The organism is Streptosporangium sp. NPDC087985, assembly GCF_044741965.1.
Classification (GTDB): Bacteria; Actinomycetota; Actinomycetes; order Streptosporangiales; family Streptosporangiaceae; genus Streptosporangium.
The window spans coordinates 179,931-206,365 of record NZ_JBIUTQ010000001.1; the positions used below are offsets into that span (position 1 = coordinate 179,931).

The window sequence follows — 26,435 nt, forward strand, 5'->3', positions numbered from 1 at the left end:
AAACGGGGGACAAAGGGCTGACGACTCGGGTTGGCCGAGAGAACGTGACCAGCGCCCTCCGCGCCGCTAGTGTGCCCGCTGTGGAGCTAAAAGTCTCAACTCGATCTCATGCCGGGCACACCGTCATGACCATTGTCGGCGAAATCGACCTATATACCGCGCCTGGTCTGCAGTCCGAGTTCACTCGGCTGCTCCTGGAGACACCGACCACCTACGTGGTCATCGACATGTCCAAGGTGGAGTTCTGTGACTCCACCGGAATGAACGTTCTGCTCGCTGCCCTTAAGCGGCTGAAAGAACGGGGCGGCACCCTGGAGTTGGCGGCACCGCGGCCCGCCGTCCGTAAAATCCTCCAGGTCACCGGCCTCGACTCGGTGTTCACCGTGCACGAGGCGATGCCCGGGAAGCTACTGACAGCCGACCCCAAAGGATGACCGGCACAGCAGTGATCATCCCGGCCAAGAACGAGGCCGACCGGATCGGTGCCACCGTGACCGCGGCACTGGCGCTCTCCGGTGTCGACCTCGTCGTGGTCGTGGACGACGGCTCGGCGGATCAGACGGGCCGGGTGGCCAAGGCCGCCGGCGCCCGTGTCGTACGGCACAGCCGTAACCGGGGCAAGGCCACCGCCATGGAGAGCGGGGCGGAGGCCGTACGCCTGCTGGACGGGGAGGAGCCTCGGCACCTGCTGTTTCTCGACGCCGATCTGGGGGAGAGCGCGCACGCGGCCGCGGCTCTGATCAGACCGGTCATGGCGGGTGAGGTGGACATGACCATCGCCGTGTTCGTCACCCGGGTGAAGCTGGGCGGGCACGGGTTCGTGGTGAAACTCGCACGCGAGGGCATCGCGCGCGCCACCGGATGGACGCCCGCCCAGCCGCTCAACGGTCAGCGCTGCCTGACCAGGGCCGCGTTCGAGGCCGCCCGGCCCCTGGCGCACGGCTTCGGCGTGGAGACCGGCCTCACCATCGACCTGCTCCGCAGGGGGTTCCGGGTGCGGGAGGTCGAGGTGGAGATGAGCCACCGGGCCACCGGCACCGACTGGAAGGCTCAGCTCCACCGGGCCAGGCAGTTCCGTGACGTCGCCCGCGCCCTGCTGGCCCGCAGGTAGGTCCGCCGGCACGGCCGGGCCGCCCCGCTGCGGGGCCGGGGCCGGTCCGTATGACGCCGCCGCGCCGGGCACTGTTCCGGATGTGCTGGAATTTGCGGGTGACTCGGGTTCCGTCGGCTGTCGATGAGGGGCGGGTTCCCGGGTCCGGTGTGCCGCGGGGACTCGGCGCCGTCGCGTTCACGGCCGTCGGGCTGTCCGTCGCACTGACGATAATGATCGGGCTACTGGGCCCCTCGGCCATGGTTCCCGGACTTCCCGGCCCCTCCTGGCAGCCTCCGTACTCGCTGGGCCTGCGTCCCGACGGCCACCTGGTGATCGCCATGGCCGCGGCGGCGATCGTGCTGGGCGGGCTCGGGCTCGCCGCCGCCCTCCGGTCCCGGTGGAGGCCGGATCCCCGGTGGCTGCTCGCGGCCGGCTGCGTGACGGCGGCCCTGCTGGCCTTCCTGCCGCCGTCGGGCTCGGCCGACCACCTGAACTACGCCGCCTACGGCCGCCTGGTCACTCTCGGCCGGGACCCCTACGCCGTCACCCCCGCCGAACTCCCCGGTGATCCCGTCACCGGCGCGGTGGAGGAGTGGACCGGCGTGACGAGCGTCTACGGCCCGGTGGCGACCGCCCTGCAAGCGCTGGCGAGTCTCGCCGGAGGTGACTCGGTCAGGCTGACGGTCTCCGTGATGGCGGTGTTCAACGCGGCCGCGTTCGTCGTGACCGCCCTGCTGCTGCACCGGTTCACCCGGGGTGACACGGACCTGCAGCGGCGGGCGGCGCTCCTGTGGACGGTCAACCCGCTGATGATCTACCACCTGGCCGCCGGGATGCACGTGGACACCCTGGCGATCGCCTGCATGGTCGCGGCGCTCACGGCACGCGGGGCCGGGTCGGGGCTGCTGCTCGGCGTGGGGATCGGGGTCAAGCTCAACGCCGGGCTGGTCGCGCTCGGCCCGGCGTGGGAGCTGCGCCGCTCGCCCGGCCGGCTCGCCGTCGTGGCGGGCACCGCGGTGGCCACCGTGCTGGTGATCTACGGTGCCGCCGGGCCGCACGTCCTCGACCAGGTCGGCACGGCCAGCAAGAAGGTCTCGCTCGGCACGCCGTGGCAGCTCGTCAAGGTCGGGCTCCAGGGGCTGTCCGGGCCCGGCGCCTACTCGGCCTGGATCCAGTCCGGCTCCCTGCTCCTGCTGGCGGTCCTGGCCTGGCTGATACTGCGGGCGGCGCCGTGGGACACGGCTCCGGGGGTCGCCGCGGTGATGGTGGTCGCCTGGCTGTTCGCCGCGCCGTACGCGCTGCCCTGGTACGACGGGCTGGCCTTCGCGCTCCTGGCCATGGCCTCCTGGCCCGCGCTGGAGAGGTTCATGGTGGCCAGGGTGACGATCCTCTCCCTGGGTTACCTCCCGGCCCGGGAGGCCCTGCGCCCCGCGGACCTGCTCTGGCTGAAGACCGTCGTCAGGGAGCGGGTGGTGCCGTGGTCCCTGCTGGTTCTGACGCTCGCTCTGGTGTGGTGGGCGGCGAGAGCTGGAGCGCGCGCACGCAGGCGGCCAGCGTCAGCGGCACCAGGACCGTGAGGGCCATCGCCGGGATCGCGATGCCCGAGTCGTTCATCAGGAACCCGATCAGTGCGCACGTCAGCGAGCCGATCAGCCCGGCGCGCAGCGCCGGCGCGAGCAGGTAGGCCCGGCCCAGCGCGGAGGCGCTCCACCGGGAGGGGCGGTCCAGCACCAGGAAGAGGAACGCCAGCGCGACCAGCGAGAGCAGGGTCAGCGACCAGTTCCCGACCGTGACCCCGATCATCGCGCCGAACTTGCGGCCGATCACGGTCCAGGCCTCGCCGTCCAGCACCTGCTGGACGAAGGCGCCCAGGTGGGTGCGCTGGTCGGGTGGCTTGAGCCAGTCGGCCACCGCGATCGCCCCGATGAGCAGGATGCCCGCCAGGCCGACCAGCCCGAGTTTGATCGGGGAGACCCGGCTGCCGGACAGCAGGATCAGGAGGACGGTCACCCCGACCAGGAACGCCGCGACCCCGCCGAAGTCGGCACCCCAGGCCGGCCAGCCGTCGACGAACACCGCGAACAGGCCGTAGACCGCGCAGAACGCGAGCGCGAGTGTGCGGCGTCCCCGGGAGATCAACCAGTGGGCGATCCCGGCCAGGGCCAGGATCGTCCCGGCGGAGTAGACGGCGAAGGCGATGTTGCCGAAACCGTAGAAACGCCCGCCGGTGACGGGCTCGTAGCCGGTGACCGCGTTCACCTGGAGTCTGGAGCCGGTCATCACGTCGACCAGCAGGGCCACCGAGGTGATCCCGGCGACCACGGTCAGCGGGCCGAGCACGTGCGCCCGCCACGGCCCGGCGAAGGCCAGCCCGGCGATCACGCAGGCGATGCCGGTGATGGTCAGGATAACCCCGGCCATCGGGACGGGCAGGTTCCACCAGGGCACGAGCTGGGCCAGGAAGGTCGCGATCGCGATCGCGCCGCTGACCACCGCGACGGCCTGCGTGGCCGTCAGCGCCCGCGAACCGCCCCAGCCCCGCCGGATCGCGACGGCGGCCAGCAGGTAGAACAGGATCTGCACGGCCACGAACACCGTGAAGAACGGTCCCCGCACGTCGCGCAGGACCTGACTGGCCAGGTCCTCGCCGGCCAGGTTCCGGACGATGCCCGCGGTCGGCTCTCCGTCCGGCCCCGCGCTCTGCCAGGCGTGGCCCACGACGCCGTTCGGGGCCCTCAGGCCGAGCAGCGCGATCGCGGTGGAGGTCAGGTCGGTGTTGGTGACCAGGCCGTCCTGGCGGGTGGAGGTGGTGGTCAGGTAGCCGTGCGGGTACGGCTCGCCGCCGGGCGACGGGCCGTGGGCGATCGCCACGTGCAGGTGGGCCGTGGCCTCGGTGTCGGACAGGCCGCCGAGCAGGATCGTGGTCTCCGGCGGGAGCCGGTCGAGGACCGCGCCCACCTGGCGGTCGGCACCCGCCACCGCCGCCTGCCTGACCTGCCCGGTCATCGAGGCCGGGCCGCCGGCCGCCCCGGTCCGGGCCCGTACGAGGTCGGCGATCTCCACCATGACCAGCCGGTACGGTGCCAGGTCGCCGAGCTCGTCGACAGTCGCCGCGTATTTCCCGACTTTTCCAGATCTGTCGGCGGCGCCGAGCGCGGCTCCCGGCCCGGCCGCGGCCACCTTCCCGCCGGCGTCCACCACGAGCTGGCCGAGCTGTCCCAGCGTCGGATTGTAGGAGGTCTCGACGGCGTTGAAGGTCACCAGCTCGGACCAGCCGGGCACGCTCGCCCCGCCGTCCGGTGCCGTAAGCGGCGCCGCCGGCACCGCGCAGTCCGTCTCGGGGGCGCCCGCCCGCTGTCCCGCCGAGACGGTCAGCCAGCCCGCGGCCGGGCAGGTGATGCCCTGCCCGGGCAGCGGAACCGCCCGGGTGGACATCGACGCGGCCCCGCCCTGGTCCACCAGTTTCCACAGGTTCGGCGTCCGCGCCTGGTCCAGGTCGTCCCACTGCAGGCCCGGCACTCCGATCACCGCGACCCCGGCGGGCACCGATCCGGCCGAGGCGGTGGCCGTACCGGCTCCGGAGAGGACTGTTGCGGAGAGGGTCAGGAGCAGGACGGCCAGCAGCAGGCCGGCCGCACGGCGGGAAGCACGCGCCCGGCCGCCGAGCCCGGAGGGGGTGGACACGCCAGACGATCCGGCGGATCGTGACCTGTCCTCGCGTGCTGAGCCCATCCGGTTTCCCCCGTATACGTACTCGTTGGCGGCTGTCTCCCCCAGGCCCACGGTAACCTGCCTGGTCGTGACGACTGGCAAGGTGACCACGACCAGGCGGCCACCGTGGATGTGGCCGCTCGCGCTGTTGCTCATCGCGGTGGCTGTGGCACCGCTGGTGCTCCAGTGGCTGGGCAACGCCGACGACCAGCGCCTGGTCGACCTGGATGTTTACCGTACCGGTGGCCAGGCGATCCTTGCGGGGCGGCCGGTCTACGACTTCGTGACCCCCGCGCCGCAGCTGCTGCCGTTCACCTACCCGCCGATCGCGGCGCTGCTGGCCACGCCGCTGGCGATGATGTCCTGGCCCGCCGCGCAGTGGGTATGGACGGCCCTCGTCTTCGTGATGCTGGCGGTCAGCATCGGATACGGCTTCCGCGCCGTGCTGGGCCGGGCCGCGTCGCAGCGGGACACGGACGGCCGTGCTGTCCCGGAGTGGGCGCGCGGCCTCGGCCTCCCTGCGCTGTCCGCGGTCCTGATGATCGCCTGCACCTACCTGATGCCGGTCAGGGACCAGATCCGCTTCGGCCAGGTGGACGTCCTGCTCGTCGCGCTCTGCCTGGCCGACTGCGTGGCCCGGCGCCCCGCCTGGCCGCGCGGCATGCTGATCGGCCTGGCCACCGCGGTCAAGCTCACCCCCGGCGTCTTCCTGATCTACCTGCTCATCACCGGCTTCGGCCCGGGCGCGCGGCAGGAGCAGCGCAGGACTTTCTTCATGGCGACCTTCACCGCGGGGCTGCTCACCCTGCTGCCCTTCCTGGTGATCCCGGCCGACGCCGCCGACTTCTGGTTCCACGCGCTGCTCGACCCCGAAAGGCTCGGCGCCAACGCGGCGACCACCAACCAGTCGATGCGCGGCATGCTCATCCGGCTCTACCTGCCCGACCAGCTGACCAGCCTGCTCTGGCTGGCACTGGTCGCGGTGGTCGCCTGGTACGGCTTCCGCCACGCGCGCCGGGCGCTGCTCGACGGGCACGCGGTGACCGGGGTCGCACTGGTCGGCCTGATGGCCGTGCTGCTGTCGCCGGTGGCCTGGATCCACCATCTGGCCTGGGTGGTCGTGGTGCTCGGCGCGCTGGCCGGTGACGGGCGTGACCCGGTCCGGGTCCGGGTGGCCGCCTGCGTCTGGCTCTTCTACGTGATACCGATCCCCTGGTGGGGAGTGACGATCAAGGCGGCGGAGATCCCGGTGCTCAGCCCGGTACTGGGAAAGATCGTCCAGAACGGATTCGGCCTGGGTGCGCTGGCCCTGGTCTGGCTGCTCGGGGTATGGCTGCCGAGACGCCGGGAGGTCTTCCGGAAGTCCGGCTTTACCCGCGCTTTCGGATAGACGCCGGATAGCCTGTTGTCATGCCGAAACTCGCCTACCTGGGACCGAAAGGCACCTTCACCGAGGAGGCTCTGCGGCTCCTGGCCCCGCAGGCCGACCGGCTGCCGGCCGCGAACGTCAGCGCGGCGCTGGACGCGGCGCGGCGCGGCGCGGCCGACGGTGCCGTCGTCCCACTGGAGAACTCGCTCGAAGGCGCCATCACCACGACCCTGGACGAACTCGCCTGGGGCGAGCCGCTGCTCATCACCGCCGAGCTGCTGCTCCCCGTCGAGTTCTCGCTCCTGACGCGGCAGGGCACCCGCCTCGGTGACATCAAGCGGATCTTCACCCACCCGGCCGCCATCACCCAGTGCCGTAACTTCACCGCCCGCGAGCTGCCCGACGCCACGGTGGTCGCGGCCCCGTCGACCGCGGCGGCGGCCCAGGAGGTCGCCCTGCCCGGATCGCCGTACGACGCGGCCATCGCCGCGCGCATCGCCGGGGAGCACTACGGCCTGGTCGAGCTCGCCGCCAACGTCGGTGACCGGTCCGACACCGTGACCCGGTTCGTCCAGGTGTCCCGCCCCGGCCCGCTGCCTCAGCCGACCGGCTCCGACCGCACCTCCCTGGTCGCCTTCCTCACCGACGACCATCCGGGCGCGCTGCTGGAGATGCTCACCGAGTTCGCCGTGCGCGGCGTCAACCTGACCCGCATCGAGTCGCGGCCCACCGGTGACGGAATCGGCCACTACTTCTTCCACTTCGACCTGGAGGGCCACGTGGCCGACGCCAGGGTCGGTGAGGCGATCTCCGGCCTCCACCGGATCTGCGCCGACGTGCGCTTCCTCGGCAGTTACCCGCGTGCCGACGGTCTGTCGCCGCAGATCAAGCGCGCGACCACCAACGGCGACTTCACCGAGGCGGCGGACTGGCTGGCCAGGATCCGCACCGGTCAGGCCTGATACGTGTGCGAGCTTGAGCTACAGATCGGTAGCCTTGATCTGTGATTGACCTGCGTACCCTTCGTGAGGATCCCGACCGGCTACGGGCGTCGCAGCGTGCCCGCGGCGAGGACGACTCCGTCGTCGAAACGCTGCTCGACCTCGATGAGCGCCGGCGCGGTGCGCTGAGTCGCTTCGAGACGCTGCGCGCCGAGCAGAAGAGCATCGGCAAGTCGGTGTCCCGTGCCTCCGGGGAGGAGAAAACCGCCCTCCTCGACCGGGCCAAGGACCTCGCGGCACAGGTCAAGTCGGCCGAGGCCGAGGCCGAGAAACTGGCCAAGGAGCTGGAGGCCCTGCTCTACACGGTGCCCAACCTCGTGGAGGAGGGCGCGCCGGCGGGCGGCGAGGACGACTACGTCGTGCTGGAGGAGATCGGCGAGAAGCGGTCCTTCGACTTCGAGCCGAGGGATCACCTGGCGCTCGGCGAACTGCTCGGCGCGATCGACATGGAGCGCGGTGCGAAGGTCTCCGGCTCGCGGTTCTTCTTCCTCAAGGGCGTCGGTGCCCGGCTCCAGCTCGGCCTGCTCAACATGGCCATGCAGCAGGCGATCGAGGCGGGCTTCATCCCGATGATCCCGCCGGTGCTGGTCAAGCCGGAGACGATGCGGGGCACCGGCTTCCTCGGTGCCCACGCCAGCGAGGTCTACCACCTGCCCGAGGACGACCTGTTCCTGGTCGGCACCAGCGAGGTGCCCATGGCCGCCTACCACGCCGACGAGATCCTCGACGGTGGCTCGCTCCCGTACCGCTACGCGGGATGGTCGACGTGCTTCCGCCGCGAGGCGGGCTCGTACGGTAAGGACACCCGGGGCATCATCCGCGTCCACCAGTTCGACAAGATCGAGATGTTCTCCTATGTCCGTCCCGAGGACGCACAGGAGGAGCACCAGCGGCTGCTCGCCTGGGAGAAGGAGATGCTCGCCAAGATCGAGGTGCCCTACCGGGTCATCGACACCGCGGCGGGCGACCTCGGCACGAGCGCGGCGCGGAAGTTCGACTGCGAGGCGTGGATCCCCACCCAGGGCCGCTATCGCGAGCTCACCTCGACCTCCAACTGCACCGACTTCCAGGCCCGCCGCCTGGCCGTGCGCTATCGCGACAAGGACGGCAAGCCCCAGCACGCGGCCACGCTGAACGGCACCCTGGCCACCACCCGCTGGATCGTCGCCATCCTGGAGAACCACCAGCAGGCCGACGGCTCCGTCGTGATCCCCAAGGCCCTGCGCCCCTACGTGGGTCTCGACGTCCTCGAACCCGTCAAGTAGCCGTCCTCCGGAGGCCCTCGCCGTACGTCGGCGGGGGCCTCCGCCGTTCATGCCACCGGCCCCTGGCCCGTCCTCCGCGCGGCCGTCCAGCCGACCAGGACGGAGACGGCGACTCCGGCGAGGCACGCGAGGAGCACCGCCGTCGAGTAGTCGTCCGGAGTGCCCCACTCCCAGCCGGAGAAGATCCCCCAGATCGCGAACGACTCGCAGGAGGCGAGGGCGGCCAGTACGAGCGAGGTCCGGGCGGATACGCGCGCCCGGACCGCCGCCGTCACTCAGCTTGCCGGTGACCAGGCCGGGCCAGAGGGCCTTGAGCACATGGTCGTTGACCAGCAGCACGATGATGGCGATCACGGTCACGGGGTGACCGAGCCAGGCCAGGGCAGGGCCGTACGGATGCCTCATGTCACGGTAGATGTGCTGTGGCCCGGCATTGTTCGCGCAGCGTGGCTTTTCGTGATCAGGCCGTGTCGTGGGCGGTGCCGGTCATCCCGCGAGGTAGCGCTGGAGGGTGGGCCTGGACGGTCCGCGATCTTTCCTGGACATCCCGAACGCCCCCACAGTCCCGTAGGAGGTCGGGAACCTTCTATCCGCCCCCACTTGGCCGTGAGGCCCTCGTCGGCGCTCTGAGAGGCCGTAGCGGGACGGGGCGTGTGGGCGGAGGCGGCCGGGGAGGTGGAGAAACGGAGAAGGCGGGATTCGCTTTAAGCGAACCCCGCCTCCCTCGCTACCAGAGGTCTATGTCAGACGGCGCGGACCTGTGAGGCCTGCGGGCCCTTCTGGCCCTGCGTGATCTCGAATTCGACCCGCTGGCCGTCTTCGAGGCTACGGTAGCCGTTGCCCTGGATCTCGGAGAAGTGCACGAACACGTCCGGTGCACCGCCGTCCGGTGCGATGAAGCCGAAGCCCTTTTCAGCGTTGAACCACTTGACGGTTCCCTGAGCCATTAAAGCTCTCCCTCAGGATTTGAAACTTTGGGATTCACACCTCGTGAACCCCATGTGTCGTACAGCAAGCCCCGGGGTGGTTCAGTCAAACTGGTTTTCACAACGGGATTCAGCTAATACAACGCCATCACATCTAACACTATCCGGTGGACCCGTGTTCCCGCCATGCGGAAGATTCCTCGGAGATGGATCCCGCGGCTCGCGCCTCGGAGGGCACAGGGCAGACTGGGACCTGTTATGGAAAGCCCCCGGCTTGTCGCCACAGACCTCGACGGCACCGCTCTGCGCTCGGACGGGACCGTCTCACCCCGTACCACGGCCGCTTTCGCCCGGGTGGAGAACGCCGGGGCCACGCTGGTCTTCGTGACCGGCCGACCGCCCCGATGGATGCACGCGGTCGCGGGAGCGGTACGCCATAGGGGTTTGGCCATATGCGCCAATGGTGCCCTTGTCTACGACCTGCACACCGAGCGGATCGTCAAATCACACCTCATCCCCCCAGATGTACTCAAAGAGGTTGTGGCGCGTCTCCGTGAAAAGGTTCCCGAGCTGGCCTTCTCGGTCGAATACGAGGGCGGATTCGCTCACGAATCGGACTTTCGTCTCGACCATTGGGATGGCAAGGGAGGCGCCGGGTTCCGTGTCGGGACAGCCGCTCTCACCTCGCGACCGGGTGCCAAGCTTCTGGCCCTGCACCCCCGGATGGACCCCGACGTCCTCCAGGAGGAGGTCTGTGAGCTGGTCGGCGACCTTGTCACCCCCACCCACTCCAGCGGCCGGGCCCTGATCGAGATGAGCGCCCACGGTGTGACAAAGGCCTCCACGCTGGCCGTGCTCGCCGAGAAGCGGGAGATCAGGGCCGCCGAAGTGATCGCGTTCGGTGACATGCCCAACGACCTGCCGATGCTGCGATGGGCGGGCATCTCCTACGCCGTCGCCAACGCCCACACCACGGTGTTGGCCGCGGTCGATCATGTGACCACGACCAACGACGAGGACGGAGTCGCCAGGGTGCTTGAGGACCTCTACAGGTAGGGGCCCGAGCTGCCCTGATGGCTCTCATGCGGGAGGGAAACGCCGCTGGGGAGTGCCTTGCGCATGTTCTCCAGCTGAGCGCGGGCCGCCATCTGTTGGGCGAAAAGCGTGGTCTGTATCCCGTGGAACAGGCCCTCAAGCCAGCCGACCAGCTGCGCGTGCGCGACCCGGAGCTCGGCATCGCTGGGCGGGGCGCCGTTGTCGTTCTCGGTGAACGGAAGCGACAGGCGCTCCAGCTCCTCCACCAGCTCGGGCGCCAGACCGTCTTCGAGCTCCTTGATCGAGCTCTGGTGGATCTCCTTGAGCCGCTTGCGGCTGGCCTCGTCCAGCGGAGCCGCACGGACCTCCTCGAGGAGCTGGCGGATCATGCTGCCGATCCGCATCACCTTGGCGGGCTGCTCGACCAGCTCGGTGATCGACCGTCCCTCGCCATCCTCATCGGCCTGGCCGTCCTGGGGGCCCATGACCACTATGTGCGGAATGCTCTCCTCAGCGTTCATAGCCCTCAACCTACTAGCAGGATTTTCCCGATGTGGTCGCCAGACTCCATGATCTTGTGAGCCTCCGCGGCATCGCTCATCGGCACCCGGGCATGGATGACCGGCCGGATCGCTCCCGCCTCGACAAGGGGCCAGACGTTGTCCACGACACCGCGCACGATGACCCCCTTCTCGTCGACCGGACGCGCGCGTAGCGTGGTGCCGTGCACGGAGGCCCGTTTGGCGAGGAGCATCCCCAGGTTCAGCTCGCCCGTCGAGCCACCTTGCAGTCCGATCACGACCAGCCGTCCGCCGGTCTTGAGCGCCTTCACGTTGCCCGGCAGGTATTTGCCGCCGATGATGTCGAGGATCACATCGGCCCGGACCTTCTCCGCGAAGTCCTCCCGGTGATAGTTGATCCCCTCGTCCGCGCCGAGCTCCAGGCAGCGGGCGATCTTCTCGGCCGATCCGGCGGTGACGACCACGTGCGAGCCGAACGCCTTGGCCAGCTGTACGGCCAGCGTGCCGATACCGCTGCCGCCACCGTGGACGAGAAGCGTCTCGCCCTTCCTCAGACGCGCGGTCATGAACACGTTGGACCAGACCGTGCACGCCACCTCGGGCAGGGCCGCGGCCTCGGCCAGGTCCACACCGTCGGGCACCCGCAAGACCTGCTGCCAGGGCACCGCGACCCGCTGCGCGTAGCCGCCTCCGGCCAGCAGCGCGCACACCCGGTCGCCCGGTTTGAAATCCTCGACGTCCGAGCCCACCTCGGTGACCACGCCGGAGCATTCCAGTCCCGGGTACGCCGGGGCACCCGGAGGCGGGTCGTAGAATCCCTGTCTCTGCAGAATGTCGGCCCGGTTGACCGCCGAGGCGGTCACATCGATAAGGACATCGCCCCGTCCGGGGCGGGGATCGGGGACCTCCCGCCAGGTCAGCACTCCGGGTCCACCAGGTTTATCGATCACGATGGCGCGCATATGACCAAGTTATCCGGTGGGCTCAACTTGGTGGTTGCCCGCATTGACGAGAACACAGGGCGTTACCCTGCTATGTGTTTGCTGCCCTTTTATGCCCATCCCGAGGGGGAACCCGGTGGCGAGACACGATCGTGAGGAATCTCTCGAGGAACAGCTCGCCTGGCTCGACGCGATCAAGGAGCAGGAGGAGATGCCTCCCGGCGCGGTGACGAGCACCACGGCGGATGAAGCCGTTATCTCGCCGTACCCGAAGGACCCGTGGGGTTCGGTGCCGTCCGACCCCGACGCGGCCTCGTCGCCGCTGTTCCGTACGGCCGTCGACTCGGCCTACGACCCCGCGGGCGCATCGGTGGCCCTGACGACCTCACCGGCCGAAGCCGCCGACGCGGTCGGCTGGATCGAGGCGGCCGACACGGTGAGCGCCTTCACCCTTCCTTCGCTCCCGGTCCCCTCCGCCCAGGACGACGACGGCTTCCTGGCACCGCTCAAGCCGTTGCCCCGCCAGGAACAGGGTGACCCCGGCGGCCACATCTCGGGCGAGTTCCCCGAGCAGGAGGCCCGTAGCTCGTACGCGGGATCCGATCCTGAGACCCTTAGCTCGTACGCGGGATCCGAGCCTGAGGCCCGTAGCTCGTATACGGGACCCGAGCAGGAGCCCTCCCGCGGGCTGTTCGAGCAACCTCAGCGCCCGGAGAAGCCGGCGGAGTCCTCCAGCCCCGTTCTCGAACCTTTCAAGCCCTCGACCCCCGGGGTTGAAGGACTCATGTTCGGTGATGCGGATCCCGGCCGGGGCAGGTCCGCGCTCCCGGGTACCGGTTCCGACCGTGACCGCTCCGCTTTCGACGGCGCGGACTCCGCGCTTCCAAGCGGTTCCGACCGTGACCGCTCCGCTTTCGACGGCGCGGACTCCGCGCTCCCGGGCACCGGTTCCGACCGTGACCGCTCCGCTCCCGGCGCCGCTGAGCAGGAGGATGACGGGTCCGGCTCCCGTGATGCCGGACAGGACCGCGACCTACCTGTCCTCAGAACCGTCGAACCGTTCATCGTCAGCGAGTCACTCCGACCGGCCGCTGCGGGCCCCGAGCCTTCCAGGCCCGAGGCCGCCGAGCCGTTCCGGGTCCCCGAGTCCTTCGGCGTGGATCGCCCGGCTTCGACCCTGCCGGCAGAGCGTTCCCCAGGCTCGTTCGGCTCGGACTCCTCCGGTCCGCCGAGCTCCGTCCGGGACTGGGACACGACCCCTACCCCGGATCGGGACACGGTTTTCATCTCCGAGCAGGACAGGCTTTTCGCGCAGGACCGGCAGGCACCCGCGGTCCCCAGCCGGGACACGACCCCTACCCCGGATCGGGACACGTCTCCGGCTCCCAGCCGGGACGCGGCTCCTACCTCCGAACAGGTCACGCCCTTCGTGCCGGGCGGAGAACCGGCCGAGCCGTACCAGGCGCGCCGCCGCCAGTCGACCCCGTCGCCCACCTTCAGTGCCCCCTCTCGGCAGCAGATACCGGGTGTGCCCAGGCCGTCGGCTGACAGCCTGGATCCCGAATCGCTGCTCAGGGGACGCCGCAACGGGCCCGCCGGGGGCTGGCGCAAGCTGATCTACAAGGCGTCGGCAGGTCTTATCAAGCCCGGTGAGTCCCCTGAGGTCCGCCGCCGCCGCGAGCTGGTCGGCCGTGCGCGCACCCCCGTCGCCACGGGTCACCACCGGGTCGCCGTGCTCAGCCTGAAGGGCGGCGTCGGAAAGACCACCACCACGGTCGGTCTCGGCGCCACTCTCGCCCAGGTCCGCGGTGACCGGGTCATCGCGGTCGACGCCAACCCCGACCGCGGCACCCTGTCGGACAAGCTCGAGCTGGAAACCTCCGCCACCGTCCGCGACCTGCTCAACGAGCGCCAGCAGATCCGGCGCTACGTCGACATCCGGGCCTTCACCTCGCAGGCCCCGTCCCGGCTGGAGATCCTCGCCTCCGACCGCGATCCGTCGGTGTCCGAGGCCTTCAGCGCGTCCGACTACCAGTCAGTGGCCCAGGTTCTGGAGAACTTCTACTCGATCTGCATCACCGACTGCGGCACGGGCCTGCTCCACTCGGCCATGTCGGGTGTCCTCGGTCTGGCCGACCAGCTTGTCCTGGTCAGCTCCCCGTCCGTGGACGGCGCCCGAGCGGCCTCGGCGACCCTCGACTGGCTGGAAGCCCACCACTACGAAGAGCTGGTCCGTTCAGCCACGGTGGTGCTGTGCAGCGTCCGTCCTCGCTCGAAGTCCACCGTGGACCTCGACCGCCTGGAGGCCCACTTCGCGGCCCGCTGTCGCGCCGTGATCCGCGTCCCGTACGACCCCCACCTTGAAGAAGGCGCGGAGATCGACCTGGAAAGACTGCAGCCCGGCACTCGGGAGTCCTACCTCCGTCTGGCGGCCTCGGTGGGTGACGGCTTCGCAGGCATGCAGCCCTGAACCCGGTACGGCGAGCGCCCCGTCTCCGAGCTTTCGGGCGGAGACGGGCGGCCCCCGTATCCCGTGCGCATCTGGAGCGGTGAGAGGCTAAGGTGCAATCTGACACGTTCTTCAGAGCGTGTCGCCAGGAGAGCTCGCCTAGTGGACGATGGCGGCGGTCTTGAAAACCGCTAGGCCGGGTGACCGGTCTCGTGGGTTCGAATCCCACGCTCTCCGCTCACCACCTGAAACGGCGTCTGACCAGGGGATTCCCTCGGATCAGGCGCCGTTGATCGTTTCCAGGATGCGCAGCCGCATGCCACCGTGAGGGGTCTTCTATCTCCTCCCGCGCGAGGTAATCGGCGGCCAGGTGCGGCAGATCGTGGAGGCTGAACGGCGTGACGCTCACGGCCTCGGCTGTTACCGCGATCCTTACTCCAGCGCCGGTACATGATGTCGATCTCCCCCTCGAGGGGGAGGACTCGGTTGCGGGATTCTTGTTGACTGGCGACATGTCCTCCACCGCTGCTTCCGCAACCGATCGTCCCCAAGCACCCGCACGACCCGGCACCGGTGTCACCGTGACAGGCCGACTGGTGGCCCTGTGCTGCATCGGGTTCGCGGTCGTCAACATCGTCTTCGAGATGACCGACCATTTCGCTGACGGTCCCTATGCCGCGTACGCTTCCGGGATCGCCGTGATGAATTGGCTCGTCGTCGGGCTGAAGACGATGGGGGCGGCTGTGGCGCTGTTGTCGCTCGCCAAACGCCCGAGGTTTCTTCCTCCGGCGCTCCTGGGCGTGCTGTTGTGGGGAGCGTTTGCGATGCTCGGCGTGTACTCCCTGGGCAGCGTGGTGCAAGCGGTCGGCATGGCCACGGGCCTGTCGGGAACCGCCGACCAGATCGACTTGGCCGGCGTCGGCTACGTGCTCTTTTTCCTGTTGCTTGCCACCGGCTACGGTGTCTTGGCGATCTCCCACTCACGACGCTTCGGACTCCGAAAAGGCGTCGCCGTCCTCGGCGTGCTCGGCGCACCTGTGATGCTGGGCCTGATCCTGCTGGCCGCCCCGTTGCTGCTGGCCGCCCTCGGCCTCATACCTGCGCCCTGACGACCCGTCACCGACCAGGGACGGCTGCCTCGGACGCAGAAGCCCGCCACCCCGCGTGGGTCGACGGCAGACAGGGCGGTGCGACACGGTGTCGCGCCCGCCTGACCTTAGGCGAGCCGCCAGGCGAGGAGCCCTTCGGGCGCGTCGGTCTGGACGAAACCCGCCCTGACCAGCTCCCCTTCGATCGTCTCCCACACGGGACGGTAGGCGTGGCCGACGATCTCCTCCTCGCTGATCACCTTGTCGTCCTCGGTGATCCGATAGAGGTAGCGGGCCTTGCACGCCTCCTCGTCCGACTCGAGAATCTCCGACAGGACCGTGTAGGTGTGCCGGCCCACCTGACGCGAGTCCAGCTCCTGGAGAGGACGCGGCGCCGGGGGACCGCCATCGCGCCAGGTGAAAACCAACAGACCGCCAGGTTCCAGCTGGGCCGCCAGCACCGGCCAGAGCCGCTTGCGGTAATCCGGCTCAAGGGCGTACATCACGTTGATCATCACCATGGCCTCAACCGGCTCGTCCAGGTCCACGCTCAGCGCGTCACAGGGAAACACGGTCACGCGCTTCAGCAGTTCCGGGCGCGCGCTCAGCCGGGACAGCAACACCCCGCGCATACCGGCCGAGGGCTCCAGCGCGAAGATCTCGGCCGGTGTCCAGTCGGCCAGCGACGTGGTGATCAGGCCGGTTCCCGCACCGATCTCCAGGATGCTCCGCCGTACCCCGGCGAGAAGCGGGGGCAACTTCTCTCGGATCCCCGGCACGTGCCCGTTTTCGTGGAGCAGGTCATAGAAGGGGAGGGAGACGAAGTCAGTCATGGCCGGCAACGCTACTCGATCCGCGTGTGTACGGTCCCAGGCCGCAGCGCCGTCCGGTCACCTACCTACTGCGCCTCGTCAGCAGCCGATGATCGCTCGGTCATTCCGCGGGGCATCAGCAAGAACACCTTGGGCGACAGACGATCCATGTCCCCACCCCTGCCGAACACCAGGCCGGCGGCGAAGTCCACGAACTGCTTGGCCTCGCTGTCCGGCAGCTTGGTGAGGTCCATCACCACGGGATTACCCGTACGGAAGAAATGTCCCACGTAGAGTGCCTCGTTATAGTCCCGAGGACACAGCGTCTTGATCATTGCATCAGCCTCCACCACCCGCGATGACCGTCAAGCCATCTTCCACCGGACTCTCCCTCGGCGCTTCCCATTGGTGCCGTGGGTCGGCGTGTATTCGCCTGTAGCATGCCGCTGGCCTGGTTGATCAAGCACCACTCCCAGACAAGGAGCGTCTCGTGCGAGACATCACCGTGTTCAGCGGTAGTGCCCACCCCGAGCTGGCAACCGAGATCTGCTCCCATCTCGGGACTCCGCTGCATCCGGTCCGGGTCAGGCGTTTCGCCAACGACTGCGTGGAAGTGCAGTTGCAGGCCAACTGCCGGGAACGGGACGTTTTCCTCATCCAGCCTCTCGTCCCTCCGGTCCAGGAGAACCTCGTCGAACTGCTCCTCATGCTGGACGCCGCCAGGGGAGCCTCAGCGGCCCGGACAACCGTGGTGATGCCCCACTACGCCTACGCCCGATCGGACAAGAAGGACACGCCGCGCATCTCCATCGGGGCGCGCCTGGTCGCCGATCTTCTGGTGGCCGCAGGAGCCAGCCGAGTGCTCACCATGACGCTGCACTCACCTCAGGTCCACGGTTTCTTCAGCGTTCCGGTTGATCACCTGCATGCTCTGCGCGAACTGGCCGCTCATTTCCGCCAGTATGACCTCTCCAACACCGTCATCGTCTCGCCTGACCTGGGCGGTGCCAAGGAAGCCGCGACCTTCGCCCGTCTCCTGGGAGTCGAGGTCGCGATGGGAGTCAAACAGCGGTTCAGCGACGACCGCGTCACCATCAGCTCAGTGATCGGTGATGTCGTGGGCAAGGACGTCATCGTCCTGGACGATGAGATCGCCAGAGGCACAACGGTGATCGAACTGCTCGACCGTCTCCGTGAACGTAAGGTCAACTCGGTACGCGTCGCCTGCACGCACGGTCTTTTCGCCGACGGGGCCATCGACCGCCTCGGTGATCAGGCCGATGTCGAGGAGATCGTCTGTACCAACACGGTGCCCGTCACCGGCACCAAGCCCGGCTCGAAACTCCGCGTCCTGTCGATCGCTCCCGCGATCGCCGAAGCCATGCGCCGCATCCACGACGGTGAATCGGTCAGCGCTCTGTTCGACGCCCCCTGATCCATCCCGCGAAACATCTCTGTGTCCCCGGCGGAAGCACTCCGGTTCCAGGGTGATCAGCGTTTCAGAGTCGGAGCCGTAGGCGGTGCGGGCCGGGAAGATCCGGTGGGAGGGGCGTCACCCGAGGTGCTTCCACGGATCAGGCCCGGCTCGGTGATCTTGCGGCTCAGTACGACGGTTCCGAGATCGACTGGGCGCGGAAGACCTCCATCGCCTCGTCGCCGCTCTCGTCGACCCCCACCCTCTGCAGCGCCAGCGTCCGGCTGCCGATCTTCAGCGAGCGCCGGCCGTTGACCTCGGTGGACTCGAACACCGTCACCGTATGCCCGTGCATATCGCGTACCTGGTCGTATTCTGGACCGTCAGGAATGTCGAGCTTGATGCGTTTCGCCTGGTCCGTCATGTCCATAGTGTGAACGGCCCGGGCCCGTCGGGCATCTCGAATGTACATATTATCGATTACCATTTTGTTGCCGCGGCTTCAGCCGGAATCGATGCCTCAGGGCAATGGGTCGATCACGATGTGCTGGTCGTACTGGGAGAGCTCTCCGCCACGGTCTGTCAGGATGGGCCACTTGGTGTTTCTGGCACACCAGAGGACGTGCCCCGCGGTGACGTCGCGCGATCCGTCGAGGATCTCCGCGATGTCCCCAACCTTGCCGTAGGTGAAGTCGTCGATCATCACGCCGGGTGTTGTGACGAGCTCGAACAGCTCTACCTGGGTGGACATCGGGGAGATGGACATGACGGCTGCCAGACAGGTCGCCGGAACACATATTCCGCCGCCGCGGAAAAGGCACATGGCGGCGATGCTCCGTGAGTATTCGGTCTTCGCCACCGCGATGTCGATCAGCGCGCTGACGTCGAGCACTCGACCGGGAAGCATACGTCAGGACCTCCGGAACCGGCGGGTGCCGACCTGGCCCCATTCCGCATCGGACAGCTGATCGACCCCTAGGGCGTCGGCTGCCACGTCGAGGTCTTCACGGTGCAGGTTCCAGCGGTGGATCAGCGTGATGACGTGCGGCTTGGCGCCGATCTCTCGCTGGACGGCGGCATGGATCACGTCAGCGATCTTACTCCCTGTTGATCGCGCCTTGCGGGAAAGCGCCTCGAAGTCTGCTTTATCCAGCTCCACGGTTACGGAGACATCGGGGATCGACGTGTTAGTCCCCTCCTTTCCTTCTCGGGGCTGGAGGTGCGCGAGCCACAGGGGAACATGAGCCGGCTCCTGTATAGCGGCATCCTGATCATTCGATTTCGGTGCGTCCGAATCTGTGCCGTCTCGCCAGGCCGGCTGGGGATGGGACATACATCTGACAGTAGCTGTGAATCCCGGGGTTGACAGCACCCTTCTGCGACTTTGGCGATCAATCAGTATGGCGACGGAAGATAACAAGAGTTCGGTCGGGAACCGCCGAATGTTTTTCACTTTCCGTGTCCGGGTCTTCCGTCATATGGACGGATCAGTCCGATGGTGTGGCGGGAGTGAACGAGTCGGGCATGGATATGGTGACCCCGCAGGTCCCCGAGGTCCGTCGCTGCTCTGCCAGCTGGTCGACACCTTTGGTCCGGTATTCCTGCAGCTCCTCCGGCGGCGGTACGTACCGCCACGCGTCGCTTTCGAAGAGGAAGTCGAAGTCGGCCATGTCGTTGGGCCGCTCGGCCTGGACCTTCGCGGTGTCGCCGCTGACCGTGATGGTGGTGATGGTGAACCGGATGTTCAGCACGGGCTCGGGGCACAGCTGGAACAGTCTGATGTACTCCTCGCGCGCGATCGCCGTCTGGGCCTGTGCGCTCCACAGGCTCCAGAAGTCGCCGTAGGATCCGCTGGAATAGGAGTCGAGTCCCGCTTGGGCGGTCTGCCGGAGTGCGGCCTCCGAATGCTCGGGGCCTCGGGTCGCCGTTGGACTTTCGGTTGTGACGACCGGCCCGAGTGTCGCAGCTACGGCGATCGCCGCTCCGATGAGCACGCCGATGACCATGATCACGATTACCGCCAGCCCCCGGCCCGTCTCGCCTCGCGGCGGCCGGCCGTACTGCGGCGGATAGCCCACGCGAGGCCTCCAGGGCGGTTGGGAGTAGATGGATGTGATCGTAACGCCCGATGATCACGGTTGGCCATGACGGTCGCAGTCTGAGCCATGAAAGCGACTTTTAGGTAAATATGAGCTATTAATCCGAATTCGGATTGCCCCAAATGGGGATTTACTTCTCATGCGTGAACATTTTAGGTTCTACCGACATCGGTGGTTTAAAGTGTGGATCGCCATGGCGGCACTGTCAGCCGCACTCATCGCCATGACGGAGACCGTCGGCAACCGCGCGGTCATGCCGGCGGCCTTCTTCTACGGGGCGGCGGCCGGCCCCGTCGGGCTCCTGGTCGCCATCCATGACCGGACAGGGATCGGCGTCAGCGTCCCGGGCGTCACCCTGGTGGGGATGTTCCTTTTCGGTGGGGGTGTTGCCCTTCTATTCGGCGGATACTTCGACGCTCTGTTCATCTCCGACAAGCACGGCCCCTCGATCCTGCAGGTCGGGTGGATCGAGGAATCGGCCAAGGCCCTTCCCCTTCTCCTGGTCGCACTGACCGGCCGCTACCTCACGAAGGCCGCCGGCGTGGCATTGGGCCTGTCCTGCGCGACCGGGTTCGCGATTATGGAATCGATGTCCTATGCCTGGAAGAACGTCGACCATGACGGTGCCGTCAACGCGGGTATGGTGCTGTTCATGCGCGGGCTCGCCACCCCGTTCAGCCACCTCGCCTGGACCGGCCTCATCTGCGCGGTCGCCTTCGGGACCTGGCAGGTCAGGGGGAAGATCGTGATCACGTTCTCCGTCGCCGGAGCCTTCGTGGCGGCAGCAGTGCTGCACTCCCTCAACGACGGCCTCCTCACGCTCGACATCCCCGCCCCCGCCCGCCTGTTCTTCCTCGCCGTCGCGGCGGTGAGCTACTGGCTGTTCTACCGGGCTACCCGCGACCTGGTCCCGGCCTTGCCCCCGGACCCGGACCCGGACCCGGCACCGCCCCGCGCCTGACCTTCGACAGCCCGTGCCCACGCCGCGTGACCCGCACCCCGAGGAGACCCCGTCGCACCATCTCATGCCGGGGCACAGCGAGGCCGTGCCCGCCGGAACTGGCTGCAACGATCCAGGGACATGTGGATCGGGTCGGACCTGGCCCGTACCGTCCCAGACCCGTGTGATGTTCCACGTGGAACATTTATATCCGGGACAGCAGCCACCTGGGGCCGGTGACCAGGGCTCCCAGGGCCGTGACCCGCTCGCGCAGGCCCCGGTCGGCGGTGACGACCAGAACGCGCTCCCAGGATGGGACATCCTGTACGGCCTGCACGATGGCGTCGTCGCCGCTCCCGGGGGCGGCGATCACGGAGACGCCCGGGAGCGGTGGGACGCCGCGGGCGGCGCCCTCGACGACCATGGTGAAGCGCGGGAACCACCGGTCCAGAGCCGGAAGACCGTCGGGCACGGTACGCAGGCCGCTGCCGGAAAGGACGCCCACTTCCGCGACCAGCTTGGCGGCGGCTCCGGCGCGGTCCCTCCACCACCCATGCTCGGCGCGGGCGCCCACGATGTTGGCGACGTCGAGGACTACCACCAGAGGGTCGAGTGCCCGGCTGATCACGGGCCAGGTCTCGGCGAAGCCGGGGTGCAGGTTCTTGGCGGCGATCTGCCCGGGGGTGAGCCAGCGCAGGTCGGCACTCTCGCTGCTGGCGGGAGCCGCGTCCAGCAGGTCGCCGGCCTCGGCGATCACAGTGGTGAACGACCAGCCGTCGTGGTCGTCGAGATAGACACCCTGGACCCGGAGGCCGTCGCCGGTCAGCGCCGCCTCCTCCCCGGCCTCACGGAGCGCACCGGTGATGGCGTCCTCGTGGCTGTCGAGGGCACCGCCGGGCAGGCTCCAGGTGCCGCCGTGATGGCTCCAGACGGCGCGTTCCTGCGCCAGGATGCGGGGTGTCCCGGCCGTGTCGTGGTGGACGGCGAGCAGGCCCGCCGCGCCGTACACACCCCAGTGCCGATGCCCGCGACCGCAGTAGGCCCATCCGTCGCCGTCTCTGGCAGCCATGAGTCAATGATGCAGCAAGAGATCCCTGCCCCGCGGGGCAGGCCGGTGCCGGCCCGGTCTCACACGGCACCGGTTCCGGGTGCCGGTTCCGTGTGTCGGTTCGGTGTGCCGGTTCTGTGCGGGCACCGTGGTTCGGTGTGCCGGTTCTGTGCGGGCACCGCGGTTCCGCGGAGGCGGGGTACGGCGAAGCCCCCGCTCAGCCGCCGCCCTTGCTGAAGTGCTGGTAGTCCTTGATGCCCGACCAGTAGCCGCCCCACTCCCAGCCGAGTCGCTCGAACGCCCGGACCACCCGGTCGCCGGGGTTGATCACGCCGGGGGCGTTCACGGGGCGCCTGGCGAACGCGCGGGCGTTCTTGTGTGCCACCGAGCCGTCCGCGGACACGTAGGGGTTCTCGCGGGTGTTGATGTCGACGGCCCTGCCGTACGCGTGCTGTGACCAGTTACTCGAACCGGTCGCGGGGCGGCAGTTGAAGGCCGAGGTGTTGCCGGCCTCGATCGAGGCGAAGTCGTCGCCCTTGTAGACGTCGACGGGCTCCATCTTGTAGATCGGCCACCGCCAGCCGTACAGGCGCCCGAAGACCGTGACGATGTCGTCGGTCACATCCTTGTTCACGACGAGCCTGCCGGTGTGCGGCCTGTGGTCGAAGCCCCAGTAGGTCATCGTGACCATCCGCAGGCCGTCGACCGGGACCGGGCATCCGGGGCGCCAGGAGTACGGGAGCTGGGCACGGGTGACCTTGGACACCTGGGCGGAGAACTTCGGGGGGCCGGTGGGGGTCGGGCTCGGGCTCGTGTTGACGCGTTCGGGGGTGGGAGACGACGGTGCGGGTGTCAGGGTGGTCGGTGAGCCGGTCGGCGGGGACTGTGGCGTGTTCACAGCGCCGCACGCGGTCGCCGCGAGGAAGCCGGCGGCCACCGTGAGGGTCGCCCGGATGCGTACAGCGAACTGGGAGCTTCTCAACTGTTGCCCCCCCACAACACCGGAGAGATGGACAGACTTCATTGTAGTTGTCCGGATACCCGAGGTGAGAGGCGGACACGGTGGCCATCCCGTCGGGGGCGAGCATGGGCTCCGTATGGCTTTCGACCGGTTTCAGGCACATTGGCCAGCGCGTTCAGGTTTTTAGCCGAGCTTTTCTATGAAACTCTCGCTCCCGTGTTCGAACTCGCGCTACAGTCAGCGACATCGGCTCGAACACGGGTTCGGACGGCGTCTGCTCGGGGGAGAGGTGTGTCATGGCGATGCTCGCGATGCCGCCGGTGACGCGCACACCGGCCCGGCGGCCTTCCGTGCGGCGTCACGCGACACGCCGTAGCGCTTTCTACGGAAATCTACGCCGGCCGCTATATCCCGTCATAAAGTCCGAGAGCGTGGACCCCGTGCGCAATCCCTACGCCCCCGGTGCGGGGCAGCGTCCCCCGGAGCTCGCCGGGCGCGACCGTGAGCTGCAGCAGTTCGAGATCGTCCTGGAGCGGGTGGCCCGCGGGCGCCCGGAGCGCAGCATGGTCGTCACCGGCCTGCGCGGCGTCGGCAAGACCGTCCTCCTCAACACCTTCAAGTCGATGGCCATGCAACGGCTGTGGGGCACCGGGAAGATCGAGGCCCGGCCCGACCAGTCGATCCGGCGTCCGGTGGCCGCTGCCCTGCACCTGGCGATCCGCGAGCTGGCGCCCCGGCACCGGGCGCCCGAGCGCATCGAGGAGTTCCTCGGCGTGCTCAAAGCCTTCGCGATGCGTGATCCCGGCGCGGTCAAGGGCACCTCGCACTGGTCGCCCGGGATCGACGTGCCGGCCAGCCGGGGCCGCGCCGACTCCGGTGACCTGGAGATCGACCTCACCGAGCTGTTCGTTGACGCGGCCGGGGTGGCCACCGATCTCGGCGTCGGCATCGCCCTGTTCATCGACGAGATGCAGGACGTGCAGACCCCCGACGTCTCCGCGCTCTGCGCGGCCTGTCATGAGCTCTCGCAGAGCGGCGGCCCGCTGATCGTGGTCGGCGCCGGCCTGCCGCACCTGCCCAGTGTCCTGTCGGCCAGCAAGAGCTACTCCGAGCGGCTCTTCCGCTACGCCAGGATCGACAGGCTCGACCGTGAGGCGGCCGATCTGGCGCTCATCGCCCCGGCCGAGGGTGAGGGCGTGGAGTTCACTCAGGAGGCTCTCGACGCGCTCTATGAGGCAGCCGACGGCTACCCCTACTTCGTGCAGGCCTACGGCAAGGTCGCCTGGGACCTCGCACTGCGCAGCCCGATCACCGTCGATGACATCAAGGTCTCCGCGCCGGAGGCCGAGGCGGAGCTCGCGGTCGGATTCTTCGGCAGCCGTTACGAGCGAGCCACCCCGGCCGAGCGCGACTACATGCACGCGATGGCCTCCATCGGGGACGAGCCCGTGGCCACCGCCGACGTTGCCACGGGCCTCGGCCGCAAGCCGTCCAGTCTGTCCCCGGCCCGTGACAGCCTCATCAAGAAGGGCCTGATCTACAGCGCCGAACGCGGGCTGATCGCGTTCACCGTGCCGCACTTTGGAAAGTTTCTGCGTTCCCAGCCCATATGAACAGACGTTCGATACGGTGAAGAAGTCTCCTAGATCTCTATATTGCTATCTAGTAGGAAAGCTAGATAGCAATATAGAGCTGAATCCAGCTGCCCTAGAAAAATCTATGGATCTCTACCGTCCAGCCGATACGCCGATAGATTCCGGAAGAGGTTCGATCTCGATCGGTCGCCCGTCGACGCCGACCATCGCCACCCGCACCGCCGGGTGCCGCCCGCTCAGATAGATCGCAAAGACCACGTCCGCCGGATGGCCCGCGTGGCTACGCCCCGGATAGACGAAGAACCGCCAGCAGAGCTCTCGCCAACTGTCGGCCGGATCCGTGCTGGACAGGAATTTCTCGTGCGCCCGCCAGGCCGCGCTCGACCGCAGGCGGCTGAGCGCGATCGCCGGATCCAGCGGTCGCTGCTCGCAGGGGGCGCGATGCCGGAGCCGGGCAGCGGCCTCCTCGACCTCCGGGGAGAGCGCGACGAGCACCAGCAGCCCACCGGCCATGGCCAGTGTCTGTGGCCACGTGAAAGCGGTCACTACCGACCAGCCGGAGAGCGGCGGGGCCCAGACCGTCCCCAGAGCCATGGTGGTCAGGACCATGGTGCGACCCAGCGAGCGCAGTCCCACCGGGATGGCGCTGACTTCGCCGAAGCAACCGCAGCCCACGTCCGGGCGGCGGCGGCGCAGTTCCCAGAGGACATAGGTGGCCACCGCGAAGAACGCGGCCGTGCCCCACCGGAAGAAAGGATGACCGGTCGCCATCAGGCCGATCAGCAGGAACGTCTCCCCTGCCGCGCAGCCGAACATGGCAGCCGCCTGCCAGCGGCTGGCCACCAGCACCGCCGGTCCCAGCCTGCTCAGCGCGCCCGGTTCCGAGTCGCTCATGGCCGTCCGGACCTTGGCGAATGCGCCCGCGGCCAGCAGCGCGCCCAGCAGGGGTATCTGCGCTACGGCGATCGTCGTCAACATCTCTTTCACCCCAATCCGACCCTGGCGTTGAAACATCCCTTGGTCAGGTCCCCACCCAGCTCCACGAAGGCGGTCGCCGACAGCTCCACGATCCGGCCCCGGGGGGAGGTGCCGCACTCCAGGCATCGGTCGCAGAACCGGCCGGCCAGGCAGCCGCATGCCACGATCGGCAGGATCGAGGTGCGCCCGGCACACACGTTGCGCACGTTGAGCATCGAACCCAAGGCGAGATAGGGCAAGCCGGTGCAGGACACCCCGGTCTCCTCGCAGTCGGCATCGGAACGCTCCAACATGGGGTATGCCGCCCCCTGCTCGTCGCAGTCCAGGGCATCCGACCAGGTGGCCGTGCCCGAGATCCGCGACTGAACGCTGTTGTAACCGGCGGGTGGTCTGGGCACGGCCGTCCACCGGTAGGGCGGTTGCGATGTCGCCGGCAACCGGGCGTAGGCCGTACCGCTCTCGCGGACCCCGATGGCGTCGAACAGGTAGCCGGGTTCGAACTGCGGATGCCGGACCCGTAGCCGCCCCGAGGCGCGATAGGGGATGACGATTGCGCGCCGTCCCCGGTGGGGCCCGCAGTACAGCTCCACGGTCCGGTCCTTTGGGCCGGAGTCGACAGACTGGATCACTCCTGTGATCCGCGTGATATCCGCCCAGATCCGGTCCACCACCCGGCCGGACCGGAGCGCCCTGATGATCACATGGGCACCTACGGGCAGGTCGGCCGGGGCGATGGCCTCGCCGCGCCAGGCCGTCGCCCATGGCGCGATGACGAGCCGTTCCTCCCGGCCTTCGGGGGTGTCGACGACGATCAGGTGCGGGCTGACGTCCAGGATCTCGCCGGTGATCGCCTGGAGGAGTTCACCGCTGTCGGCGATCGCTCCCGGCTCGTCGAGAGCCCAGCCAAGCGCGGCCGCCGTCAGCACGCGGCGGCGGTCAACGCTGTGGTACGGCATGGTCACTCCCCATGTTTCACCGAGGTTTCCCCGCTAGCGTCACATGCCTACAGGGGTCTCGCTCTTCGCTTGTGCCAATAAATCAGGCAGGTGTCCGACCGGGTATCAGAATTCCCATCCCCGGTACAACGCCTTGTCATCCGTCCTGTGGCGAACCCGTAGCTCAGACTTCTCAGGCCTGTGATCACAAGCCTGAGCCCGTTTTTGCCATTGACAGGATGAAATATAGGTTC

At 68.4% G+C, this 26,435-nt stretch carries 27 protein-coding genes and 1 tRNA gene; 13 read left to right on the forward strand and 15 right to left on the reverse strand.

Annotated elements, in window-relative coordinates:
• Positions 1-80 precede the first annotated feature (80 nt).
• The 3 genes from ACIN94_RS00920 to mptB all read left to right on the forward strand — a co-directional run bounded on the left by ACIN94_RS00920 (position 81) and on the right by mptB (position 2,670).
• Positions 81-434: an STAS domain-containing protein gene (locus ACIN94_RS00920; protein WP_400697763.1), complete on the forward strand. Its 354-nt coding sequence runs from the start codon at positions 81-83 to the stop codon at positions 432-434.
• Positions 431-1,111, forward strand: a complete 681-nt coding sequence (locus tag ACIN94_RS00925; RefSeq protein WP_400697766.1) for a glycosyltransferase family 2 protein — start codon at positions 431-433, stop codon at positions 1,109-1,111. The genes ACIN94_RS00920 and ACIN94_RS00925 overlap by 4 nt, the downstream gene beginning before the upstream one ends.
• 98 nt (positions 1,112-1,209) lie before the next feature.
• Positions 1,210-2,670 (forward strand): polyprenol phosphomannose-dependent alpha 1,6 mannosyltransferase MptB, encoded by a 1,461-nt coding sequence (gene mptB, locus ACIN94_RS00930; RefSeq protein WP_400697769.1) that lies wholly within the window; start codon positions 1,210-1,212, stop codon positions 2,668-2,670.
• Here the strand turns inward: mptB and ACIN94_RS00935 are convergent.
• The gene (locus tag ACIN94_RS00935; RefSeq protein WP_400697771.1) at positions 2,552-4,777 is read right to left on the reverse strand and encodes a hypothetical protein; all 2,226 of its coding nucleotides are present in this window, start codon (positions 4,775-4,777) and stop codon (positions 2,552-2,554) included. The two genes, mptB and ACIN94_RS00935, sit on opposite strands and share 119 nt — an antisense overlap.
• 115 nt (positions 4,778-4,892) lie before the next feature.
• Between ACIN94_RS00935 and ACIN94_RS00940 the strand changes: the two genes are divergently transcribed.
• Genes ACIN94_RS00940 through serS form a run of 3 tightly spaced genes read left to right on the forward strand, consistent with a single transcriptional unit; the run spans position 4,893 to position 8,439 of the window.
• The gene (locus ACIN94_RS00940) at positions 4,893-6,194 is read left to right on the forward strand and encodes a glycosyltransferase 87 family protein (protein ID WP_400697773.1); all 1,302 of its coding nucleotides are present in this window, start codon (positions 4,893-4,895) and stop codon (positions 6,192-6,194) included.
• Between the two features lie 20 nt (positions 6,195-6,214).
• Positions 6,215-7,135, forward strand: a complete 921-nt coding sequence (pheA, locus tag ACIN94_RS00945; protein ID WP_400697775.1) for a prephenate dehydratase — start codon at positions 6,215-6,217, stop codon at positions 7,133-7,135.
• Positions 7,136-7,176: 41 nt separating this feature from the next.
• On the forward strand, positions 7,177-8,439 hold the full coding sequence (serS, locus tag ACIN94_RS00950) for a serine--tRNA ligase (RefSeq protein WP_400697777.1): 1,263 nt from the start codon (positions 7,177-7,179) through the stop codon (positions 8,437-8,439).
• Positions 8,440-8,486: 47 nt separating this feature from the next.
• Here the strand turns inward: serS and ACIN94_RS00955 are convergent, their stop codons facing one another.
• Together ACIN94_RS00955 and ACIN94_RS00960 are read right to left on the reverse strand one after the other, a co-directional pair.
• Positions 8,487-8,714, reverse strand: a complete 228-nt coding sequence (locus ACIN94_RS00955; protein WP_400697780.1) for a hypothetical protein — start codon at positions 8,712-8,714, stop codon at positions 8,487-8,489.
• 468 nt (positions 8,715-9,182) lie between these two features.
• A complete protein-coding gene (locus tag ACIN94_RS00960; protein ID WP_012886943.1) occupies positions 9,183-9,386 on the reverse strand; it encodes a cold-shock protein in 204 nt (67 codons plus the stop codon).
• Between the two features lie 237 nt (positions 9,387-9,623).
• Between ACIN94_RS00960 and ACIN94_RS00965 the strand changes: the two genes are divergently transcribed.
• A complete protein-coding gene (locus tag ACIN94_RS00965) occupies positions 9,624-10,421 on the forward strand; it encodes an HAD family hydrolase (RefSeq protein WP_400697783.1) in 798 nt (265 codons plus the stop codon).
• Here the strand turns inward: ACIN94_RS00965 and ACIN94_RS00970 are convergent.
• Both ACIN94_RS00970 and ACIN94_RS00975 read right to left on the reverse strand, forming a co-directional pair.
• Positions 10,412-10,921, reverse strand: a complete 510-nt coding sequence (locus ACIN94_RS00970; protein WP_400697786.1) for a bacterial proteasome activator family protein — start codon at positions 10,919-10,921, stop codon at positions 10,412-10,414. The two genes, ACIN94_RS00965 and ACIN94_RS00970, sit on opposite strands and share 10 nt — an antisense overlap.
• A 5-nt stretch (positions 10,922-10,926) precedes the next feature.
• On the reverse strand, positions 10,927-11,883 hold the full coding sequence (locus ACIN94_RS00975) for an NAD(P)H-quinone oxidoreductase (RefSeq protein WP_400697788.1): 957 nt from the start codon (positions 11,881-11,883) through the stop codon (positions 10,927-10,929).
• A gap of 115 nt (positions 11,884-11,998) precedes the next feature.
• Between ACIN94_RS00975 and ACIN94_RS00980 the strand changes: the two genes are divergently transcribed.
• The 3 genes from ACIN94_RS00980 to ACIN94_RS00990 all read left to right on the forward strand — a co-directional run bounded on the left by ACIN94_RS00980 (position 11,999) and on the right by ACIN94_RS00990 (position 15,420).
• Entirely contained in the window at positions 11,999-14,332 is a 2,334-nt protein-coding gene (locus tag ACIN94_RS00980; protein WP_400697791.1) for an AAA family ATPase, read from the forward strand.
• Positions 14,333-14,459: 127 nt separating this feature from the next.
• Positions 14,460-14,548: transfer RNA gene (locus tag ACIN94_RS00985), tRNA-Ser, on the forward strand.
• Positions 14,549-14,823: 275 nt separating this feature from the next.
• Positions 14,824-15,420 (forward strand): hypothetical protein, encoded by a 597-nt coding sequence (locus ACIN94_RS00990; protein WP_400697793.1) that lies wholly within the window; start codon positions 14,824-14,826, stop codon positions 15,418-15,420.
• Between the two features lie 107 nt (positions 15,421-15,527).
• Here ACIN94_RS00990 and ACIN94_RS00995 read toward each other — a convergent pair whose 3' ends face one another.
• Together ACIN94_RS00995 and ACIN94_RS01000 are read right to left on the reverse strand one after the other, a co-directional pair.
• Entirely contained in the window at positions 15,528-16,232 is a 705-nt protein-coding gene (locus ACIN94_RS00995; RefSeq protein WP_400697796.1) for a class I SAM-dependent methyltransferase, read from the reverse strand.
• Between the two features lie 65 nt (positions 16,233-16,297).
• Entirely contained in the window at positions 16,298-16,546 is a 249-nt protein-coding gene (locus tag ACIN94_RS01000; protein ID WP_400697798.1) for a cell division protein SepF, read from the reverse strand.
• Between the two features lie 155 nt (positions 16,547-16,701).
• Here ACIN94_RS01000 and ACIN94_RS01005 point away from each other — a divergent pair, with 155 nt between their 5' ends.
• The gene (locus ACIN94_RS01005; protein WP_400697800.1) at positions 16,702-17,646 is read left to right on the forward strand and encodes a ribose-phosphate diphosphokinase; all 945 of its coding nucleotides are present in this window, start codon (positions 16,702-16,704) and stop codon (positions 17,644-17,646) included.
• Between the two features lie 166 nt (positions 17,647-17,812).
• Here ACIN94_RS01005 and ACIN94_RS01010 read toward each other — a convergent pair whose 3' ends face one another.
• From ACIN94_RS01010 to ACIN94_RS01025, 4 genes are all read right to left on the reverse strand, one after another.
• Positions 17,813-18,049, reverse strand: a complete 237-nt coding sequence (locus ACIN94_RS01010) for a hypothetical protein (protein ID WP_400697802.1) — start codon at positions 18,047-18,049, stop codon at positions 17,813-17,815.
• A gap of 96 nt (positions 18,050-18,145) precedes the next feature.
• Complete coding sequence (locus ACIN94_RS01015; RefSeq protein ID WP_400697804.1) at positions 18,146-18,532, reverse strand: hypothetical protein; 387 nt, start codon at positions 18,530-18,532, stop codon at positions 18,146-18,148.
• Positions 18,533-18,535: 3 nt separating this feature from the next.
• On the reverse strand, positions 18,536-18,958 hold the full coding sequence (locus tag ACIN94_RS01020) for a hypothetical protein (protein WP_400697806.1): 423 nt from the start codon (positions 18,956-18,958) through the stop codon (positions 18,536-18,538).
• A gap of 154 nt (positions 18,959-19,112) precedes the next feature.
• Positions 19,113-19,703, reverse strand: coding sequence for a hypothetical protein (locus tag ACIN94_RS01025; protein WP_400697808.1), 591 nt, complete (start codon positions 19,701-19,703; stop codon positions 19,113-19,115).
• 214 nt (positions 19,704-19,917) lie between these two features.
• Between ACIN94_RS01025 and ACIN94_RS01030 the strand changes: the two genes are divergently transcribed.
• Positions 19,918-20,685 (forward strand): PrsW family glutamic-type intramembrane protease, encoded by a 768-nt coding sequence (locus ACIN94_RS01030; RefSeq protein WP_400697811.1) that lies wholly within the window; start codon positions 19,918-19,920, stop codon positions 20,683-20,685.
• A gap of 184 nt (positions 20,686-20,869) precedes the next feature.
• Here the strand turns inward: ACIN94_RS01030 and ACIN94_RS01035 are convergent, their stop codons facing one another.
• Complete coding sequence (locus ACIN94_RS01035) at positions 20,870-21,733, reverse strand: NUDIX domain-containing protein (RefSeq protein ID WP_400697813.1); 864 nt, start codon at positions 21,731-21,733, stop codon at positions 20,870-20,872.
• Between the two features lie 196 nt (positions 21,734-21,929).
• A complete protein-coding gene (locus ACIN94_RS01040) occupies positions 21,930-22,694 on the reverse strand; it encodes a M15 family metallopeptidase (protein ID WP_400697816.1) in 765 nt (254 codons plus the stop codon).
• A 410-nt stretch (positions 22,695-23,104) separates the two neighbouring features.
• On the opposite strand from ACIN94_RS01040, the gene ACIN94_RS01045 reads away from it, so the two are divergent.
• On the forward strand, positions 23,105-24,286 hold the full coding sequence (locus ACIN94_RS01045; RefSeq protein ID WP_400697818.1) for an AAA family ATPase: 1,182 nt from the start codon (positions 23,105-23,107) through the stop codon (positions 24,284-24,286).
• Positions 24,287-24,400: 114 nt separating this feature from the next.
• Here the strand turns inward: ACIN94_RS01045 and ACIN94_RS01050 are convergent, their stop codons facing one another.
• Complete coding sequence (locus ACIN94_RS01050; protein WP_400697821.1) at positions 24,401-25,246, reverse strand: MauE/DoxX family redox-associated membrane protein; 846 nt, start codon at positions 25,244-25,246, stop codon at positions 24,401-24,403.
• 5 nt (positions 25,247-25,251) lie between these two features.
• Positions 25,252-26,202, reverse strand: coding sequence for a hypothetical protein (locus ACIN94_RS01055; protein ID WP_400697823.1), 951 nt, complete (start codon positions 26,200-26,202; stop codon positions 25,252-25,254).
• Between the last annotated feature and the right edge of the window lie 233 nt (positions 26,203-26,435).

Coding starts and splice junctions, on each gene's coding strand:
- ACIN94_RS00965 (WP_400697783.1), top strand. CDS start 9,624: ATGGAAAGCCCCCGGCTTGTCGCCACAGACCTCGACGGCACCGCTCTG.
- pheA (WP_400697775.1), top strand. CDS start 6,215: ATGCCGAAACTCGCCTACCTGGGACCGAAAGGCACCTTCACCGAGGAG.
- ACIN94_RS00995 (WP_400697796.1), bottom strand. CDS start 16,232: ATGACTGACTTCGTCTCCCTCCCCTTCTATGACCTGCTCCACGAAAAC.
- ACIN94_RS00970 (WP_400697786.1), bottom strand. CDS start 10,921: ATGAACGCTGAGGAGAGCATTCCGCACATAGTGGTCATGGGCCCCCAG.
- ACIN94_RS00960 (WP_012886943.1), bottom strand. CDS start 9,386: ATGGCTCAGGGAACCGTCAAGTGGTTCAACGCTGAAAAGGGCTTCGGC.
- ACIN94_RS00925 (WP_400697766.1), top strand. CDS start 431: ATGACCGGCACAGCAGTGATCATCCCGGCCAAGAACGAGGCCGACCGG.
- ACIN94_RS00975 (WP_400697788.1), bottom strand. CDS start 11,883: ATGCGCGCCATCGTGATCGATAAACCTGGTGGACCCGGAGTGCTGACC.
- ACIN94_RS01035 (WP_400697813.1), bottom strand. CDS start 21,733: ATGGCTGCCAGAGACGGCGACGGATGGGCCTACTGCGGTCGCGGGCAT.
- ACIN94_RS01050 (WP_400697821.1), bottom strand. CDS start 25,246: ATGTTGACGACGATCGCCGTAGCGCAGATACCCCTGCTGGGCGCGCTG.
- ACIN94_RS01010 (WP_400697802.1), bottom strand. CDS start 18,049: ATGACGGACCAGGCGAAACGCATCAAGCTCGACATTCCTGACGGTCCA.
- ACIN94_RS01000 (WP_400697798.1), bottom strand. CDS start 16,546: ATGATCAAGACGCTGTGTCCTCGGGACTATAACGAGGCACTCTACGTG.
- ACIN94_RS00990 (WP_400697793.1), top strand. CDS start 14,824: ATGTCCTCCACCGCTGCTTCCGCAACCGATCGTCCCCAAGCACCCGCA.
- ACIN94_RS01030 (WP_400697811.1), top strand. CDS start 19,918: ATGGCGGCACTGTCAGCCGCACTCATCGCCATGACGGAGACCGTCGGC.
- ACIN94_RS01015 (WP_400697804.1), bottom strand. CDS start 18,532: ATGCTTCCCGGTCGAGTGCTCGACGTCAGCGCGCTGATCGACATCGCG.
- ACIN94_RS01020 (WP_400697806.1), bottom strand. CDS start 18,958: ATGTCCCATCCCCAGCCGGCCTGGCGAGACGGCACAGATTCGGACGCA.
- ACIN94_RS01055 (WP_400697823.1), bottom strand. CDS start 26,202: ATGCCGTACCACAGCGTTGACCGCCGCCGCGTGCTGACGGCGGCCGCG.